The organism is Legionella maceachernii (assembly GCF_900167045.1).
Classification (GTDB): domain Bacteria; phylum Pseudomonadota; class Gammaproteobacteria; order Legionellales; family Legionellaceae; genus Tatlockia; species Tatlockia maceachernii.
Window position 1 is genome coordinate 78,371 of the sequence record NZ_FUXJ01000015.1, and the last position, 19,436, is coordinate 97,806.

Genomic DNA, 19,436 nt, shown 5'->3' on the forward strand with positions numbered 1-19,436 from the left:
CTAAGTATCGCAAGACACAAAAAACTTAGATTCTCTAAGCTTACAATTATATTTTCAGGAAAATATGGAGTCTCCTATTCCTAAAAGGTTAAAAGAAGCTAGGTTATCCGCAAAACTTTCCCAAAAAAAATTAGGGATAGCAGCCGGAGTAGATGAATTTTCAGCAAGCGCACGGCTCAATCATTATGAAATGGGTAGACACACTCCAGATTACCATACCTTAAAACGGATTGCTGATGTTTTGTTAATTCCACCATCTTATTTTTATGCAGAAGAAGATGAGCTAGCAGAAATAATCAAATTATTTTTTGCATTAAATTCTGGCAAAAAATTAGAGGTGTTGCGTTTTATAGAAACTATTTCTAATAAAAAGTAATCTATTTGTATTTCATAGCTTCTTTTACTAACTTGAACATCATTTGATTATGAATTAAAATCATGCTTGAAATTCAATAAGTAACTTCGGTTACCTCGTAAAATAGCAGTGATTATATTAAAAAATACTGAGACTTTTGAAGGTTGCAAGTTCATTAATATAATCGTTTCTCTCCTAAGGAAAGGAGATAGACAGACCTAAATCCTGTTCCTAAATATCATTAACGGGTGTTAAAGCAAATTTTTTGCTTTAATCGTCTAGCTATCGTTTAAATAACTTATTAGTGAGGGTGTGATGCCAAGTATTAAAGCAGTATATCGATATATTGACGAATCAAGTAAATCAAAATTTAATCAATCTCAATGCTTGTTGACAATCAGCGTTGGCCAAGAAGTGCACGAAAATGAAAAATTTGAAACCACTATAGAATTAGTCAATAACTCTTTTGATTCATGTATCATGCTGATTGATGATACTCTACAAAGACATACTATGGTGTTAGATAGAACAGAAAGCCCAAATGATGTATATCAAATTGCTTTAGATGAGGGAGACAGGTGGTTAGAACGTAATAAGAAATACTTTTCTAACTTATCTAACCTAGCTAATATTATACGTTGGGATAAATGGCTAAACCACTCAAATTATTTAATTAATCAAAAATTAATTAAAGATGAAATAGAAAATGATTCTGCTTTTAAATTCATATTTGACGACACAATTCAAGAATTTCTCAAAAGATATTATAGTCGATTACTCAATAAAACCAATTTTGATTTAGAAAGAGGTTACACATTATGTTTCGACTACTTAATTGAAGAATGTACAGCAATGACCTTATGGCCTGAGTTAGGTTGTCATTTTGAAGTTTACCCAAGCAGGCGAAATTTTGCTATGGATGAGACGCACAAGCGTTTTGTGCTACCAAAATGGCCTGATTTACTACACGCCGTTGCGGTAAAATTTAAAAATAGAAAACAATTAAAACCACAGCAATTTCCCCTTCTTTCTGAAACTCAGCATAGTACGGTAGAAGCCTAGCTTTATTTAATACCCCCAATTAGAAGAATGAGGGTTTTCTTTTGATAAATTTGATAAAAGTGTGAATTAAATAATCTAAAAGAAAACTCTAAATTAAAACTTAAAATGTATTATAAAATAGGCATCAATTATATGTTGCTTTGATTTATTATAAGGTGTATGTTTTGCTTCACTAGGAGTTATAGAGTAACGCTATTGATCTAGATATTTTCATGCTCAACTTTCTTATTACTACCCCCTCCTTCAACATAAACAAATTCCCCAAATTTAGCATATTTTTCAGCTATTTTTTCAAAACAATTAACATTATGCCATGTGATTTATCAGAATCGGTATCTCTAGGGGAGGTAAGCAATAGAAAGAAGCGATCCTCTTCAATTAATTTGATTAAGCAGAGTTCAGTCGCTTATTCAAGGCATCTTTATCTATATCAATTGGTAGAATTCCTCCGACTAATTCATTGATTTTATGTTGTTGTTTAAGTGGAATCCAGTTAGCTTTTTTCCACTTATAAAAATTTTGTGACTTAATGCCAAGTTTTTTACATAATTCATAACCGCTGCCAAAATGTTGAATGGCCTCATTAATATTCATAATACGTCTCCCATACTTAATTGTATATTAATTAGCGTGGGTGAACAAAATATTTGACACTATACAACTAAAGGTTGCATAATTGCGGTTTTTAAAAAACAGGCAAGGATGCTTTTTTCAGGAGCGATCTATGTTGCCTTTATTTGATAACATCAATTACTTGAGTACAAATGCCAGAAACGTTGTCTTGCCTGACCACGCAAACCTAGATGACTTCACTTATGCGTTAAGTTTTCTGCGTTGCTATACTGAAAGTATAGGCACTTTTAACAGCTATCGCAGGGAAGTGGAGCGATTATTGCAGTGGTGTGCTCATAAACAGACCTCTCTAATCGAACTTACCAGAGATGATATAGACCAATTTGTTAAATTTTGCCAGCACCCTCCTATAGGTTGGATTGGATTAAAAAAAGTCATACGGTTTACGAGTAAAAATGGCATTCGCACCCCAAATCCAGACTGGAAACCTTTCGTTGTAACACTGCCTAAAGCACAAGTCCATGCCATGCGTCTTGAAGGCAATATGCCTAAAGCATCCGACTACAAAATGTCTCAAGGCTCTCTTCAAGAAACATTTGCTATACTCAGTACTTTCTTCAATTTTTTAATCTCTGAGCGATACATAACCTCAAATCCAATTTCTTTAATTCGACAAAAGAGCAAATATTTTCGCAAGCATCAGCATGTTAGGCAAAATAGAAGATTAACCACTATGCAGTGGCAGACCATATTGGATTCTATTGATCTGATCGATGGCAAAAGTGATACATGGAAAGAACGCACACGATTTATGCTAAGTCTATTTTTTGGCCTATATTTGCGTATCTCTGAGGTAACAGCCAGCGAACGATGGATACCTAGTATGAACCATTTTACAAAAGATACTGAAGGAAATTGGTGGTTTACTACTGTAGGTAAAGGGAACAAAGAGCGTCAAATTGCAGTTAGTGAAGCAGTACTTGCTAGCCTGACGAGATGGCGTACTTTCTTAAAGTTAAGTCCATTGCCAACGCCAGCTGATACTCGACCACTAATCCCTAAACTTCGTGATTATGGAGCGGTTACTGCTACTGAGGTAGTTAGGCGAATATTACAAACCTGCTTCAATAAGGCATCTGAAATATTAGCCGTATCACATCCTGATGAATCTGATGGTTTAAGGGAGGTTACAGTGCACTGGCTAAGACATACGGCGATTTCAGAAGATGTTAAGAGAAGACCGCTGAACCATGTCCGTGACGATGCTGGTCATGAATCAATCAATACGACTAATAGATACATTAATACCCTTCATCGTGAGCGCCATAAAACCGCAAGAGACAAACCAATTATGCCTTCAAACGATTAATGTATAGCCTCCATGTGAAAAACGGAGGCTATAGGAAGCGCGGGCAGAACCGTTGCTTAACTCCTTCTACTCTAGGTAGATGAGATATTCAATTAAGAATCAGTAATAACATCAGTGTCAAGCCCCATAAACCAATTTAGTAGCATCTTCCTCTGGAATGATGGTCGCACCATGACTGAACTTAAGATTATTTCACGGTAGTTACAGTTACCTATACACTGTCCTAGCAACCTAGCGTTCCATCATAATTCCGCTACTATGCGGAAAGCAGTTTTAACTTTAATAAAAATTCCATTAACTCTAATACGTCATTACCCGTCACTGGTCTGCGAAAGCTGTGGCATTGTTCACTTTTGGGTTGTTCCAAATTAGAAGATGAATACAGAAATACTATGGGTGTTTCTTGATTGAGTTTTGATTTCCTGTGTAAACTGTCTATAAGCTTTGAGCAGCTAATTTGAGTATCTAACTTTTCATCAATTAAGATAAAGTCATAAAACTTAGTGTCTGTTTGCGTTAATGTTGATTCAATATCCCAAGCAAAATCTACTGAGTAATTCAGTTTCTCTAAATGACTTCTTAAAACAATACGCCCTTCTAATGTAGGCTCAATGACTAAAAGATTGAATCGATGCCACATAATTAGCACCCTAAGAAACCTTAGCTTTTATTTTGCCTGGCCATTGTGGCTTCATCAAGGGTATCGTGGTAGGTCATGAACTCAGGAGTTCCCATTGAGTTGGAACGCATGATGCAATACTGTTTTCCATCGTAAATTATGTCATATCCAGTGTTTCTGTAAGCTTTTGTTTCTATAATTTCAACTGTGCGAGTCATTTTTTAACCTTATTCATTTGCCCAAAATAATACCCAATAACCAAAGTAGCTAAAGGTGGTAGTATTATTTTGCTGCTCTCAAAAATTCTATTATGAGGCGATGCTAATTCGGTAAAAGCTGACAACACAAATAAAAGGCTCACAGCAATTAGTACATTTCTACATAGGGAGTTCATTCGTTATCTGAATTAGTGGTTTTTTTGCTCCTAGCCCCCCAGGTGTAGCCACCCAAAGCCCCTGCTCCTACATACGTAATAACTTTTAGAATTTCCATTACAATTTGGTCTTTACCTTTTGAAATGGCTAAAGCAAACAGTCCAAATAAACCTGCTATTATTAGCATGGCAAAGCCCAGGTAATATTTGGTGTTATTGGCCTCATGCTTGCGCTCATCTGCTCTATCTTGAATTTGAGCTTGCAAAGATGCTAATGCAAATTCATGGTCATTTGATTGAGTGAGCTTAGCTTGCTCAATTTCTTTCTCTCTAAGCTCTAAATCTTTAGTTTGATTACTAACAATTCTTTCGACTATAGCGGGAGTTAAAGCTAATTGACTTTTATTATTCTTAGATTCTGAATCAATCATTATTTATATACTGGCCTTTTATAGTGGACTTTTATTTTACCAAAGTCTTTTTGGCCAAGACGTGGAGGTACAACCTCTGTATAGGAAATATTAGCCTTATCTCCTGCCTTTAAGTTTATAAACTCTCTGGGAGATAAAGATTCTTGATTAAATTTAGTTAAATGTATGGTTTTAGTGCTCATTAGTTGTCCTCCTACCCCGTAATTATAGAAGATTAACAAGAGGATCACTATAGGTAGGCGAAAATAAAATTTCCCCAGAAAATTATATGGGGTATAGGGTAGACCATTATGTTGAAAGCAACAATATGGTGAATTGTTTCCTTTTTGGAAATTGTTGGAAAATTATACAGGAGTTAGGGAAGTGCTCTGGTTGTGGAGGAAGTGGAGCCTCCGCTACTCAACAGGGAGTGCCTCGCTGCGGGGCATACCCCCTTCAAACGCTATGACAGTACCCCTCTCCTACCCATGGGCAAGCGAGAAGGCATGGCATTGGATGACTGCAAGGTCATCACATCTATTTGATCGCCATGCTATTAAACCTAGGTTGAACAATCACTATTTATTTTAATTATTTTTTGTGTTGCATAACCACTATTCTACATACACTCAATGCGACACTATCATCAATATCGTTGCAATGAGCATTAAATAACTTTAATTGACACTTGTTGCAAACGTACTGTATATTCCATGCTTTGCTAACAATGGAGTACAATTTATGCACATAGGTTACAAGAGGGTAAGCACTCAAGATCAAACGACAGCTAGACAGCTCGTAGGCATTGAATTAGACCGCGTATATGAAGAGCACGCAAGCGGAGCAACTAAGGATAGGCCAGAGCTTAAACGTTGCTTAGATGCACTACGCAAAGGCGATACGCTGCACGTTCATGCAGTTGATAGATTGTCTCGTTCAATGCGTGACTTATTAGAAATAGTTGAGCAAGTATTAAAAGCTGAAGCCTCTATCATTATCTATTCGCCACGCTTAGAGTTTAGTACTAATGAGAATAACCACTTTCAAACCTTCCAACTACAGCTATTTGCCTCAATAGCGCAATTAGAACGTGCAATGAGTAGAGAACGTCAGCGCGAAGGAATAACGCAAGCTAAAAAGAAAGGTACAAGAAGCGGTAAGCCATTTGGTAAACAACCTCTTGATCCTAACCTTAAGCCGCAAGCCATTGTCCTATGTGACCAAGGATTGAATATAACCCATATAGCAAAAGAACTAAAAATATCTCGTGCCTCTGTATATAAATTACTTGAAGGACATACTCGCCAAATCACTTACTAGACACGGCAAAGACTCATTAATATATCTATCATACAGCGTTTAATAATCTTTCTCATGTAGTTGCTCAAGCTCCTTAATTTTCTCTTTAAGAGCTTGGGTATCATCATTGCCAACATTCTCAACAATTTGCTTTTCAACCCATCCTTGACTTGCTCCTTGAGTCTTTAAGTATAAAGCTTGTGCCTTACCATCACCGCCAATGGCTTGTTGATATACGGTTTTAGCAATACGCTCAATAGCAATAGATTTGGCTGTTTTGAGTTCCTTGGCGTAATACTTATTCAATGTATTATCTGTCATATCAAGAATTTCACATATGATATGAATTGGTGTACCAGCCATAACCAAATCACTAACCCGCTGCCTTAATTCGTCTGTTGGTTGGTGTGTATTATGCATTACCATTTTAAGCACTCCTTTGCTCTAAATGATTTTAAGCTTTTTTGCGCTTATAAATCGCCCTCTTAGGATCAACCTTGGTTTGTGTTTCCTTCCCAGCTTGAATAGCTTGTATTTCTGCAAGCTGTTTATCAGTGGGTAAGCCTTCATTTTCCTTTAATTCAAGTGTAGTAGTTGGCACGCAATCAGCCACACGTTTTACAACATCATTAATAGGTTCGACAGCTTCAACAATAGTGGGCTTTGACTTTTCTGTAACGCTTCCTGTACCTAAACACAAATTACAATCGCCCATCATTCCGCCAAGCTTAGCAACCTGTTTCATTCCCCTGCAATTAGGACATCTTATTTTATCCATTATGTACCATCCTTAGTTAGTTTACCCCCTACTATAACCGCTTACACATCAAATTTAAAATAATTGTCGCAAAAGTTATATTTACATGTTGACAGTTAAACCTAGGTTGAATAAAATCCCTTTCAAGTTAAACCTAGGTTTAACTTTTAATCTGTAACTGGAGGACAATCCAAATGAGTAGAAGTAGCAAAAGAGAGTTATTAAATAACCTTTATAGTTCAATCAAAGAGCGGCTTGAATGGCATATTTCAAATGATGAGCTTAAAGACATGACAAGAGACGAAGTGATAGACAGTTTAGAAGATTCACGCTTTGAAATTATTGACGGGGAATTGCCAATTTATTACAGCGATATGGCTAAACTACTGGCTGAAAATACAAACTTTGCAACTGTAGATGATGAGGGAATTTTACCTAAAAACCCTAATGTTTGGGACATCATTACTGCTTCAGTCCATGAGTTTCTATCGGGTGAATTCTATCAATTAGCGTGTGATGCAGTTGACGAGTTAATACCTGAATTTAGCAAAGAATTTTAAGTATTCCGGTAAAACCGGATAACTGAACTATTAAGAAAAACTTAATAGTTCAAATTTAAACACAATGGAGGACAATCCAATGAAATTAGATACAGCAATACAAAACATGCTCTACAACTCAACCAATAGGGACTTAGAAGTTCTAGCATGGTTAGCACGCAAAGAACGTGACACAACAATGCTTGATTATCAAGCTAACTATGGGTGGACATTAGAAGAATGTGACGAATTCTTGGAAAATGCCGCGCTTGCATATGAGTTATTGGTTAAAGAGGGCTGTGCAATATGAAATCTAATAATATAGAGAAAGAAATTGAAAAAGCCGTTGCGCATATTATGGCGTTCTATGGTGATCAGCCGGATAAATTTCTATATAAAATGACATGCTTGGTTTATGAGTGGTATTGCAAAGGCTTAAAATTAGGCATTAAAACAGAGGAGATACTAAAACATTAGGTAGTAATATCCGCATGATGCGCTCGATTCAAAGCTATAGCCAAGAATCGTATGCCCATCATGCGGGGCTTGACCTTGGTTACATGGGTGGTATAGAAAGAGGTGAACGCAATTTAGCCATACTTAAACCTGGTTAAGATTGCAAAGGGCTAACGAACAAGCTATTTAAGGGGATTAAATAGAATGGATTACAAGGATTTTGATTTAAAAAATCATGAGTGCATAGCAGAGTTTCTACGAACTACGCAAAATAGCACCTGTGATATTTCCGGCAGCATTAAGGCTACTATTGCTCAATTTTTAATGAATTTTCGAATAGAAATCAATAAACGAGCATCTGCTTTAGGGCAAAACTGGATATCCCCTATTGATATTATTGACTCACAAGTATGCGAACTGCGTAGGTGTGTAATTGATTTAGAGGCATACAAGGAACGATTAAAAAAAGGAGTAATAGCGCAATGAATCAACAACGAACTATTGTAGGCGCATTAGATTATTCTATAGCCACTTTGCAGAACATTAAAACCACTTTAATGGATTTAGGACATGCTCAAAAGGAGTTAAACTGGGCAGTCGGTGGAATTATTATCACTCTTACAAGTAACTTATTGCGTCTATGTCAAGATACTTTTATCGAAGCAGCTCAAACAGAAGAAGCCAACGCAAAGCAAGACATGATAAAAATTCAAACCAAGTTTAATAATTTTATGGAAAGGATGATAAATAATGACTAGTTTTGAATCAGAATATTTGAGCCTGTTAATGCGCCAAGTGAATGAGGAAATAGAGTATCTAGTGCGAAATGGCCACGGTACAGATAGAAATTATCAACCTTGTATGTTTTGTGCCCAACATCCAACGCAAAATTATTGGTTTTGTAATCGCTTAAAAGACTTACGACAATTTCAGTCCAGTATTGCGGTACAGCAAGGTAGAGACATTCCCAAGCAACGTAGGCAAATTGGCAGAGAAATAACTACTGATACGGTGATTAATACTGCTTTTGATTGCCTGAATTCTTCAAGTATGTCATTACCGCCATTATTACAACCTCTTTAAAACCGCTATACGCGCATTATAAGGGTAGGAATTGCTCTACCCGCTACCTTTGCACTAATTTTATGAGAAGTCTTCTAAAATCAAAGATTTTCCACCTAGAATTTGATCTATGCGAACAACTCTTCCTCTTTAGTTTTCTTTGGAGCAAATGGAGGATAACAAGGGAGAGGAGAATATTTTCCGAAAGTTCCTTCGTTAAAACCGTAGAGAAGTTCAAAATTACTCCCGAATCGATTCTTGCGACATTTAACTACGAATTGATTTTGATATTGAGGATCATCTTGATATAGCTCTGGTCTATCCACACCTAGCCATAATGCTGAACTACGATGTGAGCCGCTTGAATCAGCAGCATCATGCGGCCATGGGCAACGGTCATCAACAGCACGAGCAGCTGATGCGCGATTAATTTGGGATAATGCAATGACCACACAATTCAATTCAATTGCTAGCTTGGATAACTTGGTCACAATGTCAGACTGCTTTAAATCATTACGTTCGAATTTACCACGGTTTTCAACCAAACCTAGATAATCAACCACAATTACCGATATAGGTTGTTCCATGGCTTTTAATCGTGCAGTTGTTAAGATAAAGTCAATATCATCCGCTGCTCGACACGTAGCAATGTCATAGATTTTAACTGGGACTTGCATTGATTTAGTAACTGCACCCAGTCGCTCGTCATAATTTAGTTTCTCAAACTGTTTGCCAGCGCATATACCAACGTGCCTCATCCAGATATGGCGTGCTTCCATCTCAATTGAGAAAAACAAACATTGTGAACCTTCCTGAGTGCGGGCTATGGAATCCATGAGATAAATTGCAAAACCTGTCTTCCCTACTCCAGCACCAGCTGCAATTGTTACCAAGCTCTTAGCTCTGATGCCCCCATTCAAAGCCTGATTAAGCTGATCGCATGTGGTTGGGATAATTAAATCTTGTTCAAGCTGGCCGTCATAGAAAGCCTCAGCCAATTCAATATTGCTTGTGCCAAATTTAGATTCACGATAAGTGATATTGGACACTTCATTCATTTTCTCAATCAAGAGATTCTGTGCGTCCTCAGCATCACGGCATTCTTTAACCTCGCGTAACGCGATTTCTAGGGTTGTGAGTTGTTTACGCAATTGCGACAAGGTAAGCAGTCGCTTAATGTCATGTTGAAAACTAGAAGCACCATGAGGAAATTTGCCGTAATTGTCGATAATCCAACTCAATTCCCCATGAAGTTCATTATTGCCCCTGGGAATCAGCACAAGAATGTCTACAAAATTGAATCCTTCTTCCTTCTTGAATTGCTCCTTAATCATGCTGAATAGAATGGCATGTTCAGGCTTGTAAAAAACATCAGTGCTTAGTTTCAGAAATGCTTTTTGTACTTCCTCTGAAGTATGGACGCCAAAATGCATTAAGGTTTCAAGTACGCGCTGTTCTAACTCGTGTGAATAATTTAAGGGACTCATGAGTACGCATTCTCCAGGAATTTAACAACTGTGTTCCATCTGGCAAAGGTTTCAAGATTGTTTTTCTTGCGATTACCCTCTTGCGTGACATACTCTCCAAGAGAGAATTTAGGAGCATTAAGTTTGAGCATTTCCAGATACCTCCTAAACGCATCAATGGTTAACGCCTTTCCGTTAGGATCAAGTTCAGGCCATCGTTTGATTAAGGTGCGTAAAGTCTTTTGCAACGAAGTTGCTATAACTCGTTTGTGTGGTTGTGGATTGTTAGGGAAAATCTCTCGGTAAACATCGATATACTGCATAAGTTCAGGAGTATCATTGGCAGTTTTAACCGCCCTTTTAACTCTTGCATTTACATCTACAGAATTGCTATCATTTCCCCTCTGGTCACTTTTTGGTAAAAGTGACCTTTTCGTATGCCGGTTATTTTGATAATCAGGCTTATTAAATTATGAAGTCCATTCTGTAAACTCAATCTCAGCGACTAATTCAAGTTTAACCCAAGTGGCTGTTTTTACCCCAGGTGGCAAAGAATTAATAAATCTAACCCTTAAAAAGATGGAGCGAGCATTATTTTAATGCCCTAATTTTCTAAATTTGTGAGACGTTGTTTCATCTGTCGGTCTATCTTCATCGAACTTTCGTTTAAAAAATTGCTGTTGCGGTTTTTTATCTGCTTTTTGTTCCTGGTATTCTTTAATGGATTTTTTTATAGCATCATCAATTGCTTCCTTAGTAAATTCTGTACAAGCCCCAATGTTTTGTTTTAAAACTTGTCGAAATGGTAAGAGGATTTCCCCTGGTTTTAAAAGATTTGCTTCATAAGCATCTGCTAAGCATTCAACAATGGTAACAAGAATAGTTTTGCGTTGTTGTTCAGTTAATGGTGGATGATGTTTTTGATAAAAATCAACACTGCCTACAGCTATGATGCGTGATAATTTAGTCGCTTGCTCAAAGGTTGCTTTTTTTAAAAGGTAATCAAAAACCGCCTCTGATTGATAGGGTATTAGATATTGGCAAAGTTCTACCTGCAGATCAGTAAATAAATTACGATGGATGGTCGCAAATGCGGCAAGTATCTCCGGCTGCCATAAATCCTGTTTTAATTTTTCTAATATATCTTTTTTAGGAGGTGATTCTAAACCATTCGTTGTAGTAGAGGATTTTCCATCTAAAATATGATTCAGCCAGATAAAGCTACATAACTCTTTTAAAGACTCATCAGCAATTTTATCAAAATTTTTTAAAACACGCTCAAACTCCTCATTTGCAAAAATAAACTTTTGTTGTGTTGAATCAAATAAAACATCTAAGTTGGATGTCAAAAAATTACATCCCTCGTCTGTAAAAAATAACCAATCAACAAAAACCCCTTCTATTCTAAGATTTCGAAGCTCTTCTGGATTAGAATCAAAATAGATTCTTCCTTCAGTGGTTAATGTAAATCGAAATCCAGCTGTATCGCCTGTCAATTCCCCAAGATCAAGCTCTTCTCCCTCGTCTAAAATATAACCAATCTCGGGTAAAAAAATTGTTCTATTAAAAGAATACTCTCTACGAATTGCAGGACCCTCATCCTTAATCTTTAAATAAAGATCAGGTCTTTTACTGATTAGCTCACATAAGGCAGTACAGTCCTCGGAGTTAGCAATTGGTTCTGACATATGTTTTACAATTTGAAAATCATCCAGTTCAACTAATAACGTTGCAATTTTATCTAGTTGAAATTCAAAACACTCTAATCCATCATAAAAAGTCCTTAAAAATGGACTCTCATTATTACTAAAGTCTATGTCAATATTATCGATTACATCAAATTCATTGACATTTATTTGGGACACTAATATTGGGTGTTGTATATAAACTTCTGGATGTTCCTCTAAGAGCTGCCAAGCTAAGCTCCTATTCGTTCCATAAACTTTTGTATTGCTCAATAAAGGGATCCGATTTGTCAAGGTTGTAAAGATATTTTATGGCACTGGGAGAATTAATTAAAAATGAAGCGGCAGTATAGCCCGCAAGTGGCCCGCTTGTTGGCGCAACATTCCAGTCAGTAGTACGATATAACACCCAATTATAATCAAACATTCTCCATCCAGGCGGGTTCGAATCATTATCATCAAAATTATTTTCACCGCGCATTAACCACCAACCTAAAGTTGTACCATCACCTGAATCAATCCGTGTATACAAATCAATTTTTGTTAAATTATTGGCCATTAGTTTAAGTAATGACTCATCTTCATTATGAATTGGTTTAATCATTTTCAACCTCCGAGGCATTTACCCGGTCTGTTAAGCAGCCCCCTGAGTCAATTTTTGCTGTCATTAGGAAAAAACTCGCGAACTGATTTAAGTGCAGTATTTTCTATGTTTTATCAATAAATAGGCATCAAAATACTAGCTCATTAATTTATAAATTAGATTATTTCTATTTAAGTAATATTTTCATTTTTTTGATGAGTTTCTGGAGAGTCAGTATGTTCAGTTGTAGCCCATTATATACTCAATAATTTTTTCAACAGACTCATCGACGGTATGTCTTGAGGTATCAACCAACATAGACACTGACTCCCAAGGTTCATAATCTCTATTTAGAACATCCCTCCATGTAGGTAACTTATGTCCATCTATATCTGCTACTCTCTTTTCTATCCTGTCTTGGTGTTCCTTTTTATCAGAACAAATTAATTCAATTTCAACAAAAACGGCATTTGCTTCTTTCGCAACTTGGCGCCAATCATGGCGCGTAATAGCAATTGGATTAACTGAATCAGCAATAACATCTAAGCCCAAGGCTAAATTTTCTTTTGCGATACCATAGCTTACTACATACCCTTCAGAGCCTATAATTAATGAATCAGGGTAACCCTCTAGATTTTTTAAAGTTTGTTCAATAGTATCCACTCTTAAGTAAACAGCCTTTAAGCGCTTGGCCACTTCTTTTGAAATTGTTGTTTTACCAGTTCCTGGCAGTCCACCAAAAATAATTAACATTATAATCCCTGTATTTGCGTGATAAAATTCATCTTACCGATGTTCGACCAATACCAAGTCTTTTAGCAATTTCAGACTTGCTCAACCCAGACTCAACTAAATGATTTATTTCATATTGTTTTATTGGGGCAGGTCGACCGTGGTTCGTTACCTGACTCGCTCACGAAAATTTAACTTTCAATATGCCATTTACATGCCTGAGCCTATTTTTTCATTGCTTCGATAAATAAACCTTGGGGAACTAAAAGACCTCCAGCGTCTCTATTTTCACTTATTTCGTTACCTGTTGGCTAATAAACCTTATAGACACTCCTCAAATTTTTTATATAAATTGCTCTCGCTCTATCTTACCTTCTGCAGTACTTTGAATGGCATGGCCAAAACACAGTTTAGTTACTTCGAAACCAATAACCCTTTTTTATCTTTTTTGGTGCCCTATTAATTTCTTCAACTATTTCTTCGAATCCGCAGTTTCAGTCCATTAGCACTACAAATTGAATGAAGAATTCTTTTCTGATTCAACCTCACTTGACTTTTCTTTGCCTAATGTTTGTTCCTTTTGATTTTTAGATTGATTTTCATCAAGCGAGTATTTTCTCTTCTTTATGGAATGATTAATTTCCACAGAAAGAGTGGATGCTGATGCATTTTCGTGTTTATCACTTTTGGTTTCTTCAATCCTTCTTCTTTTTTGCGCGCCTTTGTTTTGTAAAAATTTGCCCTCATTGCCAAAACATTTTAAGGCAAAACCAATGACTTCATCTAATTGAGTGGGATTAAAATCACTGGGTTCGAGTCGGGCGATTTCATCAATAATGTGTTTTTGCATCGTTGAAGAATTCGCTGTTTTTTTCTGATGTCCTAAAAAACGCCTATGCTGGTTGAAAGTAAATTCTATATTTGAGGGGCCTAAAATATTATAGAGGCGATCATAAACCATCTGACGGTAATCATTTATTTTTACGCGCAGGATATCCTTATTTTTTACCTTATAAATAAAATCCATATGCTCATGGCGCCATTTACGAAATGCAAGCGTCGCTAAACGCGAGCAAAATTGTCGACTTTCCTCGACGGCATCTTGTTCCAAAAGTTTATTTTTAATATGACTCTCGATGAAAAAGTTAAGAAGCTCCTTCATAAAACTATTTTTAAGTCTCAATGATAAGACATCTTCAATCAAATTTTGAGAAATAGATAATCGTATCTCATCAGGCATTGAATAAATATTAAAATAGCTTAAGGATGATAAATTCCATATGGTCTCTAAAGAATCAAATAAATTAAGAATATGAATAGCCGATTGGCGAAATAAATTTCTTATTGATTGTTCAGCCTCAGACTTAGCTATTTGTTGATTGAATAATTTTCCAATGAGCTTTTCTTCATATCGCACTAAAAACAAATCCAGACGTTTTCGGGTGAATAATGTTTTGTCATGAAGTTCTAAAAGCTCCCTTATTTGTAAATTTGAGATTAATCGCCTTATAAGGAATTTGTCATTATTTTCCAGTGCTAATTGAAGAAATGATTCCATAATAAGAAAGCCATTTTGCGTTTCTGTGAGTAACTCAAGGTCAATATTAGAAAATTTACGCGATTCGAGAATTAACAGAGCTAGATCTAATCGCCCTACTCGCGCCAGTATGCGCAATATAGAAACATATTCAAGTACCAATTCAGTGGACACGGCGCAATTCTCTTCAAGAGACTTAGTCAACATGTACTCTACTAGCTCCCATTGATTATCTGCTATGGCCAACCGCAACACTGACTCCCTTTTGTGCTTTGGATTTTCTGGATAATCATCAATACTTGCTTGCGGAAATTTCTCAATGATCTCTTTCACCAATGTCCACTGCTTATCCTTTGCTGCCAACCAAAGTACGGTCATGCCGCGTCTATTCCCCTCCACCGGATTGGCATTGAGATTAACATGAGGAAACTTATTCATTATTTCTTTAACTAATGCCCATTGCTTATGTTGTGCTGCAATCCAAAGCACTGTAACCCCTTTGCTTTTTCCCTCTTGCGCCATAGCATTGATATTTGCATGAGGAAACCTGGTAATTAATTTCTCTAGGATGTCCCATTTTCCATGGTAAGCTACAATCCAAAGGATCGACATACCATTGCTCTCGCCCTGAGTTGGACATGCATCGATATTTATTTCTGGGTATTTCTGCAAAATAAAATCAAATAGCGCATATTGATGAGTTGCAGCGATAAGCCAAGGAATTGATTTTCCTTTGTGGTGCCCTCCTTCAGGTGCTGCGTTGATGTCTCGATCGAAAAACAGCAATGCATTTTGCACATACGACCAAAATTTTTTTCCAGCCAAAAACCATAATAGAGGTAATTTAGGGTCTGCACTTAACTCGTTTGGGAAGAATTGAACTTCTGCTGATATTAAATAGTCAGCAATTGCAGGCCAATTATGAGAACTAGCTGCCCAATACCACAAAGAAGGTGTGTTTTCAGATTTATAATATAGATCTGCACGTAATCGAACTAATACTTGCATTGCTTCGAGATGACCGCCTTTTGCGGCAGCCATTAAAGGAGTTGTATTATCTTCGGAATGCAATTGATTAGGGTTATAGCCCTGGTTTAAAATTAAATGCTGAATTTTTACAATATCACCGTCATAAGCGGCTTGATGTAGTGCATTATTCATTATTCAACCTCGACACAATAAAGACGAATAAATTATTAGCTTGAATAAATTGAGTACAGCGAAATAAACTTATTCGGCTATCCCATTTTGGAATAGGGTCTTTGAGAACTCTCTTTATCCTGTGAAACTATTTATGAAATTTGACATCATTCCCATTCAAGAAAATCACATCGAAGATTTTTGGTCTGCAGTGGATAGTGTTGCGCGTGAGCGTCGTTACTTAGCTTTTTTGGAAGGACCGCCCTTTCAGAGCACTAAAGCGTTTGTTTTAAAACAAATCAAAGATAAATGGCCACAATTGATTGCTTTACACCAGGGTAAGATTGTTGGTTGGTGTGATATTAGTCCATTAGACCGACCCGTTTTTGCGCATACAGGCCACTTAGGGATAGGAATATTAGCTCCTTATAGAGGAAACGGGATTGGAAAAGCATTAATTAAAAGTGCTTTAGAAGAAGCAAGAAAAAAAGGCTTAACTCGTATAGAACTAACTGTTCGTGAAAACAATAAACCTGCTATTGCTCTTTATAAGAATGTTGGTTTTGTAGTAGAAGGACTGCATAGAAATGCCATATGTATTGAAGGTCAATACGAGAACCATCTCTCAATGGCTTTGATCTTTGAAGCTTCAAAAGACTAGAAATTAATAAACATAATAAGCTAGACTCGTTTGAATGAACAACAGTTACAATCGAGTCTAGCTTAAGTATAAGGTTAACTAATTACACAAGAGCCCTGGGCTTGTTCCGGTACTTCAATGGGCGGACGTTTTGATCTCAACTTCCTACGTTGCTCAGCCTTTTCAGATCCTTGAGCTCGCGTTGAATGATAAAACGCATGCGGATTGTTTCCAGCAGAAGCAACAGCTGCACAAGGTAGGGCTCCTTTGTGTGCTGGATTTACGCTGCTATCCTTAGTTTCAACCTGGGATTGAGCAGGCTTGAAAGTGGCTTGTTTTGGTTTTTGATCAAGCTCGTAAGAGTCCTCTTTTTGCCCATGCGACTTTTCATCCTCTTCTTTTAGACTCGATGCCGGATGAGTCTGCTGCCATGTTTGAAAAAATGGAGCAACTTGAGATGTTTGGGTAGAAGAAATGGCTCCTTTTACTTCTTTCTCGTCTGATAACGCCTCTTTCTCTTCGAATAGCTGCGCTTCTTGTCTTTTTTCTAGGTATAAGTTACATCCTTTTTGTGTAGCAAAGATGTATTCGATGATTTTTCTTTTCAGTGAATATCCCGCTTCAATAATTTCTAAATCAGAGCGTTCGATGTCTGCCGTACAACTTGTTGCTGCCCCGTAATTCACAAAAGGATCGAAAGGCATGAACATTTCAAATTTTAAAGCACCGTATCGTCCTAAATCGATTTTAAATCCAGGCTTTAGTTGATGTTTTTCAAAATCGATGATTTCAACTCTTGCCTCAACACTTCCTTTACCCCCCGGTGCATAATGAAAAAGTAGCCCCCCTAGTTTAACGACAGTTTCATTCCTATCTTCGCCCACAATCACAAAATCCTCTTCACCATATAACTCCTCCTCAAGTTCGGTAGGCGAAATGGTTCGCAATAAGTTAACCTCAAACAGTTCACCATTAAACACTTCACCAGCATAAAGTTTAGTGTGTTTTTCATTAAGTTCTGAACAAGGGTAATCAATTACTGTCGGGCGTTGACTAGGCCACATCAAAGGAGATTTCGTCCCATGGAATATGAGATGCCAAACAAATTCATCGATACCAAATGCCTCGCAAATTTGCGAACCATTCTTTAAGTGAGGGTCTTTAGCCAAACACTCGTTAATTTGTTGTATGCCGAGATTAATCGCATGACTCACTGTTCTTGGACCAACCGGTTTCGGTGTTTTTTGGCGTCTATTTCTTTGATTACTTTGTGGTTTAACAGTCGGAAGTTTTTCAATCGCTGTTAAGATATTATGCACATGACCAAGAAACTCCGCCTTAAGAGGATGCTCTTTGCCTTTTTCCTTTTCATTACCCGTCATTTTCCGATGCAAATCAGCACAAGGGTTTTTAAAAGGAAGTAAGACGGTGGTTAACGATTGAGCATTATACCTTGCTAGCACGACCTCAAGGTAATTTAATTTCGCAGCCAAAGGGATAGTTTTAGCATCAATTAGTCGTGCCAAATCCTCTAATAATGCACCTCGAATCGTGTTTAAGCTACCTGCGCTGTGGCCTGAAAAACGCTGTTCAAATTCACTTAAAAATAATTCCAGTGCTTCAGGGGTTTCTATGCTTGTTTCGGGCACAAGACGAACATTTTTTAAAAAAGTCCATTCCAGATTGACTTGAGAGAGATCCACTGTGCGGAGGTCAACATTAATCAATGCCGTCAACACTAAGTTGGCCCCTGTCAAATTGGCACCGTCTAGGACGGCATCCTTTAACACTGCTCCATTTAATCTTGCCTGACTAAGATTAGCCCCACAGAAATTCACGCCCCTTAAATTGCAATCATCCAACTGAGCCAAACGCAAATTCGCGCCGCTGAAATTTGCCCCTTCCAAGCTACTTTTAGCATAAGGATGGCAAAATACGGTGTTTATAAAACAATAACCTGCTAAATTCTGGTGAGATAGATCATATGCAAATAAGCTGGTGCCAGCAAAAAGGTTGAGAAACTTTTCTGAATCATGCAGCGCAAGCAATTTCAGTAATTCTTTATTGTCTTTATGGTAGTTTTTAATTGGAGTATGGCTTAGTACACTCTCAGCCTTATCAATGAGTTTTAAATGCTCTCTCGTATTTTCATCGAGCGACTCGGATTCTAAAGCAAGCGCTAATCCTTGTGGCAACATCGAATTATCCCGTGTTAAGGTATAGCAAATCATTTCTTCGTTAGTCATTTGCTGATTTTGGACTACTTTCTGTTTCAATGCTTTGTAGTAATCCGTTTGCTGGTATTCGGCGACAAATTGATTCCCTTCAGACGCATTAGCTTGGCTGAGAAAAACAACAATATGAGAGGGTTTACACCGAGTATTGAAGACGTCTTCTGCTATGGCCCTTAATTCTTTACAGGTTTCCCGTACTTTGGCCAGTTCACGTAAGCTTAAATTACTTAAAATATGCTGCTGAACCTCCACCGGTAAAGCGAGAAGATAACTAAACGCTTGGTTGTCTTCTGAAATGAAAGCCGTCTCTTCTTGAGCCACTGACTCTGTCACTGTGGAAATAAAATCCTGCGTATCGGCTTCTACTTCCGCCCTTTTAATCATGGAAAACAGGTAGTTGATATTCTCTTTAACGGAGTTGGTTTTAGAGATAATGCTTTCATCCAGCGCTCTTCTCTCGTTGTCCCGAGCATTGACTTGCTCTGAGAGCAATAGCTCAACTTCTTGTCCTAAGAGCGCGATTCGTTGTGCAAGCGAAACGAGTG

At 37.2% G+C, this 19,436-nt stretch carries 26 protein-coding genes and 1 pseudogene; 12 read left to right on the forward strand and 15 right to left on the reverse strand.

Annotated features, from left to right (window positions below):
* The first annotated feature begins 64 nt into the window (after nucleotides 1-64).
* On the forward strand, nucleotides 65-376 hold the full coding sequence (locus B5D33_RS12870; protein WP_058451668.1) for a helix-turn-helix domain-containing protein: 312 nt from the start codon (nucleotides 65-67) through the stop codon (nucleotides 374-376).
* A 294-nt stretch (nucleotides 377-670) separates the two neighbouring features.
* Nucleotides 671-1,417 carry a hypothetical protein gene (locus B5D33_RS12875; protein WP_058451669.1) on the forward strand — a complete coding sequence of 249 codons (747 nt, stop codon included), beginning with the start codon at nucleotides 671-673 and terminating at the stop codon, nucleotides 1,415-1,417.
* Between the two features lie 387 nt (nucleotides 1,418-1,804).
* Here the strand turns inward: B5D33_RS12875 and B5D33_RS12880 are convergent, their stop codons facing one another.
* Nucleotides 1,805-2,011, reverse strand: a complete 207-nt coding sequence (locus tag B5D33_RS12880; RefSeq protein ID WP_058451670.1) for a helix-turn-helix domain-containing protein — start codon at nucleotides 2,009-2,011, stop codon at nucleotides 1,805-1,807.
* Nucleotides 2,012-2,141: 130 nt separating this feature from the next.
* Between B5D33_RS12880 and B5D33_RS12885 the strand changes: the two genes are divergently transcribed.
* Nucleotides 2,142-3,359 (forward strand): tyrosine-type recombinase/integrase, encoded by a 1,218-nt coding sequence (locus B5D33_RS12885; protein ID WP_058451671.1) that lies wholly within the window; start codon nucleotides 2,142-2,144, stop codon nucleotides 3,357-3,359.
* Between the two features lie 256 nt (nucleotides 3,360-3,615).
* Here the strand turns inward: B5D33_RS12885 and B5D33_RS12890 are convergent, their stop codons facing one another.
* The 4 genes from B5D33_RS12890 to B5D33_RS12905 form a co-directional block, all read right to left on the reverse strand.
* Nucleotides 3,616-3,999, reverse strand: coding sequence for a response regulator (locus B5D33_RS12890; RefSeq protein WP_058451672.1), 384 nt, complete (start codon nucleotides 3,997-3,999; stop codon nucleotides 3,616-3,618).
* 20 nt (nucleotides 4,000-4,019) lie between these two features.
* Entirely contained in the window at nucleotides 4,020-4,196 is a 177-nt protein-coding gene (locus B5D33_RS16665) for a hypothetical protein (protein ID WP_156415002.1), read from the reverse strand.
* 172 nt (nucleotides 4,197-4,368) lie between these two features.
* Entirely contained in the window at nucleotides 4,369-4,782 is a 414-nt protein-coding gene (locus tag B5D33_RS12900) for a YrzE family protein (RefSeq protein ID WP_058451674.1), read from the reverse strand.
* Nucleotides 4,782-4,964: a hypothetical protein gene (locus B5D33_RS12905; protein ID WP_058451675.1), complete on the reverse strand. Its 183-nt coding sequence runs from the start codon at nucleotides 4,962-4,964 to the stop codon at nucleotides 4,782-4,784. Before B5D33_RS12905 ends, B5D33_RS12900 begins: the two co-directional genes overlap by 1 nt.
* Before the next feature lie 538 nt (nucleotides 4,965-5,502).
* On the opposite strand from B5D33_RS12905, the gene B5D33_RS12910 reads away from it, so the two are divergent.
* Entirely contained in the window at nucleotides 5,503-6,081 is a 579-nt protein-coding gene (locus B5D33_RS12910) for a recombinase family protein (protein WP_058451676.1), read from the forward strand.
* A 39-nt stretch (nucleotides 6,082-6,120) separates the two neighbouring features.
* Here B5D33_RS12910 and B5D33_RS12915 read toward each other — a convergent pair whose 3' ends face one another.
* Nucleotides 6,121-6,486: a hypothetical protein gene (locus B5D33_RS12915; protein ID WP_058451677.1), complete on the reverse strand. Its 366-nt coding sequence runs from the start codon at nucleotides 6,484-6,486 to the stop codon at nucleotides 6,121-6,123.
* Nucleotides 6,487-6,514: 28 nt separating this feature from the next.
* Entirely contained in the window at nucleotides 6,515-6,838 is a 324-nt protein-coding gene (locus B5D33_RS12920; protein ID WP_058451678.1) for a hypothetical protein, read from the reverse strand.
* Between the two features lie 173 nt (nucleotides 6,839-7,011).
* Here B5D33_RS12920 and B5D33_RS12925 point away from each other — a divergent pair, with 173 nt between their 5' ends.
* The 7 genes from B5D33_RS12925 (at nucleotide 7,012) to B5D33_RS12945 (ending at nucleotide 8,895) form a co-directional block, all read left to right on the forward strand.
* The gene (locus tag B5D33_RS12925; RefSeq protein ID WP_058451679.1) at nucleotides 7,012-7,377 is read left to right on the forward strand and encodes a hypothetical protein; all 366 of its coding nucleotides are present in this window, start codon (nucleotides 7,012-7,014) and stop codon (nucleotides 7,375-7,377) included.
* Nucleotides 7,378-7,456: 79 nt separating this feature from the next.
* On the forward strand, nucleotides 7,457-7,666 hold the full coding sequence (locus tag B5D33_RS12930) for a hypothetical protein (protein WP_058451680.1): 210 nt from the start codon (nucleotides 7,457-7,459) through the stop codon (nucleotides 7,664-7,666).
* Nucleotides 7,663-7,833, forward strand: coding sequence for a hypothetical protein (locus tag B5D33_RS16670; RefSeq protein ID WP_156415003.1), 171 nt, complete (start codon nucleotides 7,663-7,665; stop codon nucleotides 7,831-7,833). Before B5D33_RS12930 ends, B5D33_RS16670 begins: the two co-directional genes overlap by 4 nt.
* A 14-nt stretch (nucleotides 7,834-7,847) precedes the next feature.
* Nucleotides 7,848-7,970, forward strand: coding sequence for a hypothetical protein (locus B5D33_RS16960; RefSeq protein WP_267889338.1), 123 nt, complete (start codon nucleotides 7,848-7,850; stop codon nucleotides 7,968-7,970).
* Nucleotides 7,971-8,016: 46 nt separating this feature from the next.
* The gene (locus B5D33_RS12935; RefSeq protein WP_058451681.1) at nucleotides 8,017-8,298 is read left to right on the forward strand and encodes a hypothetical protein; all 282 of its coding nucleotides are present in this window, start codon (nucleotides 8,017-8,019) and stop codon (nucleotides 8,296-8,298) included.
* On the forward strand, nucleotides 8,295-8,570 hold the full coding sequence (locus B5D33_RS12940) for a hypothetical protein (RefSeq protein ID WP_058451682.1): 276 nt from the start codon (nucleotides 8,295-8,297) through the stop codon (nucleotides 8,568-8,570). Before B5D33_RS12935 ends, B5D33_RS12940 begins: the two co-directional genes overlap by 4 nt.
* On the forward strand, nucleotides 8,563-8,895 hold the full coding sequence (locus B5D33_RS12945) for a hypothetical protein (protein ID WP_058451683.1): 333 nt from the start codon (nucleotides 8,563-8,565) through the stop codon (nucleotides 8,893-8,895). The genes B5D33_RS12940 and B5D33_RS12945 overlap by 8 nt, the downstream gene beginning before the upstream one ends.
* A 107-nt stretch (nucleotides 8,896-9,002) precedes the next feature.
* Here the strand turns inward: B5D33_RS12945 and B5D33_RS12950 are convergent, their stop codons facing one another.
* From B5D33_RS12950 to B5D33_RS12975, 7 genes and pseudogenes are all read right to left on the reverse strand, one after another.
* Nucleotides 9,003-10,361, reverse strand: a complete 1,359-nt coding sequence (locus B5D33_RS12950) for a DnaB-like helicase C-terminal domain-containing protein (RefSeq protein WP_058451684.1) — start codon at nucleotides 10,359-10,361, stop codon at nucleotides 9,003-9,005.
* Nucleotides 10,358-10,663 carry a hypothetical protein gene (locus B5D33_RS12955; protein WP_058451685.1) on the reverse strand — a complete coding sequence of 102 codons (306 nt, stop codon included), beginning with the start codon at nucleotides 10,661-10,663 and terminating at the stop codon, nucleotides 10,358-10,360. The genes B5D33_RS12950 and B5D33_RS12955 overlap by 4 nt, the downstream gene beginning before the upstream one ends.
* A 273-nt stretch (nucleotides 10,664-10,936) precedes the next feature.
* On the reverse strand, nucleotides 10,937-12,298 hold the full coding sequence (locus B5D33_RS12960; protein WP_078767450.1) for a hypothetical protein: 1,362 nt from the start codon (nucleotides 12,296-12,298) through the stop codon (nucleotides 10,937-10,939).
* On the reverse strand, nucleotides 12,267-12,629 hold the full coding sequence (locus tag B5D33_RS12965; protein ID WP_058451687.1) for a hypothetical protein: 363 nt from the start codon (nucleotides 12,627-12,629) through the stop codon (nucleotides 12,267-12,269). Before B5D33_RS12965 ends, B5D33_RS12960 begins: the two co-directional genes overlap by 32 nt.
* Before the next feature lie 219 nt (nucleotides 12,630-12,848).
* A complete protein-coding gene (locus tag B5D33_RS12970; protein WP_058451688.1) occupies nucleotides 12,849-13,361 on the reverse strand; it encodes a P-loop nucleotide/nucleoside kinase family protein in 513 nt (170 codons plus the stop codon).
* 28 nt (nucleotides 13,362-13,389) lie between these two features.
* Nucleotides 13,390-13,488 (reverse strand): annotated as a pseudogene (locus tag B5D33_RS17080) (recombinase family protein); the annotation flags it as partial.
* 360 nt (nucleotides 13,489-13,848) lie between these two features.
* Nucleotides 13,849-16,038, reverse strand: a complete 2,190-nt coding sequence (locus B5D33_RS12975; protein ID WP_058451689.1) for an ankyrin repeat domain-containing protein — start codon at nucleotides 16,036-16,038, stop codon at nucleotides 13,849-13,851.
* Between the two features lie 133 nt (nucleotides 16,039-16,171).
* Between B5D33_RS12975 and B5D33_RS12980 the strand changes: the two genes are divergently transcribed.
* Entirely contained in the window at nucleotides 16,172-16,678 is a 507-nt protein-coding gene (locus tag B5D33_RS12980) for a GNAT family N-acetyltransferase (protein ID WP_058451690.1), read from the forward strand.
* 74 nt (nucleotides 16,679-16,752) lie between these two features.
* Here B5D33_RS12980 and B5D33_RS12985 read toward each other — a convergent pair.
* On the reverse strand, nucleotides 16,753-19,436 hold a 2,684-nt coding region (locus B5D33_RS12985; protein ID WP_078767451.1), incomplete at its 5' end, for a pentapeptide repeat-containing protein.

What these genes read in the sequence shown, in the direction of transcription:
- B5D33_RS12870 (WP_058451668.1), top strand. Translation starts at nt 65, where the DNA reads ATGGAGTCTCCTATTCCTAAAAGGTTAAAAGAAGCTAGGTTATCCGCA.
- B5D33_RS12875 (WP_058451669.1), top strand. Translation starts at nt 671, where the DNA reads ATGCCAAGTATTAAAGCAGTATATCGATATATTGACGAATCAAGTAAA.
- B5D33_RS12880 (WP_058451670.1), bottom strand. Translation starts at nt 2,011, where the DNA reads ATGAATATTAATGAGGCCATTCAACATTTTGGCAGCGGTTATGAATTA.
- B5D33_RS12885 (WP_058451671.1), top strand. Translation starts at nt 2,142, where the DNA reads ATGTTGCCTTTATTTGATAACATCAATTACTTGAGTACAAATGCCAGA.
- B5D33_RS12890 (WP_058451672.1), bottom strand. Translation starts at nt 3,999, where the DNA reads ATGTGGCATCGATTCAATCTTTTAGTCATTGAGCCTACATTAGAAGGG.
- B5D33_RS16665 (WP_156415002.1), bottom strand. Translation starts at nt 4,196, where the DNA reads ATGACTCGCACAGTTGAAATTATAGAAACAAAAGCTTACAGAAACACT.
- B5D33_RS12900 (WP_058451674.1), bottom strand. Translation starts at nt 4,782, where the DNA reads ATGATTGATTCAGAATCTAAGAATAATAAAAGTCAATTAGCTTTAACT.
- B5D33_RS12905 (WP_058451675.1), bottom strand. Translation starts at nt 4,964, where the DNA reads ATGAGCACTAAAACCATACATTTAACTAAATTTAATCAAGAATCTTTA.
- B5D33_RS12910 (WP_058451676.1), top strand. Translation starts at nt 5,503, where the DNA reads ATGCACATAGGTTACAAGAGGGTAAGCACTCAAGATCAAACGACAGCT.
- B5D33_RS12915 (WP_058451677.1), bottom strand. Translation starts at nt 6,486, where the DNA reads ATGGTAATGCATAATACACACCAACCAACAGACGAATTAAGGCAGCGG.
- B5D33_RS12920 (WP_058451678.1), bottom strand. Translation starts at nt 6,838, where the DNA reads ATGGATAAAATAAGATGTCCTAATTGCAGGGGAATGAAACAGGTTGCT.
- B5D33_RS12925 (WP_058451679.1), top strand. Translation starts at nt 7,012, where the DNA reads ATGAGTAGAAGTAGCAAAAGAGAGTTATTAAATAACCTTTATAGTTCA.
- B5D33_RS12930 (WP_058451680.1), top strand. Translation starts at nt 7,457, where the DNA reads ATGAAATTAGATACAGCAATACAAAACATGCTCTACAACTCAACCAAT.
- B5D33_RS16670 (WP_156415003.1), top strand. Translation starts at nt 7,663, where the DNA reads ATGAAATCTAATAATATAGAGAAAGAAATTGAAAAAGCCGTTGCGCAT.
- B5D33_RS16960 (WP_267889338.1), top strand. Translation starts at nt 7,848, where the DNA reads ATGATGCGCTCGATTCAAAGCTATAGCCAAGAATCGTATGCCCATCAT.
- B5D33_RS12935 (WP_058451681.1), top strand. Translation starts at nt 8,017, where the DNA reads ATGGATTACAAGGATTTTGATTTAAAAAATCATGAGTGCATAGCAGAG.
- B5D33_RS12940 (WP_058451682.1), top strand. Translation starts at nt 8,295, where the DNA reads ATGAATCAACAACGAACTATTGTAGGCGCATTAGATTATTCTATAGCC.
- B5D33_RS12945 (WP_058451683.1), top strand. Translation starts at nt 8,563, where the DNA reads ATGACTAGTTTTGAATCAGAATATTTGAGCCTGTTAATGCGCCAAGTG.
- B5D33_RS12950 (WP_058451684.1), bottom strand. Translation starts at nt 10,361, where the DNA reads ATGAGTCCCTTAAATTATTCACACGAGTTAGAACAGCGCGTACTTGAA.
- B5D33_RS12955 (WP_058451685.1), bottom strand. Translation starts at nt 10,663, where the DNA reads ATGCAGTATATCGATGTTTACCGAGAGATTTTCCCTAACAATCCACAA.
- B5D33_RS12965 (WP_058451687.1), bottom strand. Translation starts at nt 12,629, where the DNA reads ATGATTAAACCAATTCATAATGAAGATGAGTCATTACTTAAACTAATG.
- B5D33_RS12970 (WP_058451688.1), bottom strand. Translation starts at nt 13,361, where the DNA reads ATGTTAATTATTTTTGGTGGACTGCCAGGAACTGGTAAAACAACAATT.
- B5D33_RS12975 (WP_058451689.1), bottom strand. Translation starts at nt 16,038, where the DNA reads ATGAATAATGCACTACATCAAGCCGCTTATGACGGTGATATTGTAAAA.
- B5D33_RS12980 (WP_058451690.1), top strand. Translation starts at nt 16,172, where the DNA reads ATGAAATTTGACATCATTCCCATTCAAGAAAATCACATCGAAGATTTT.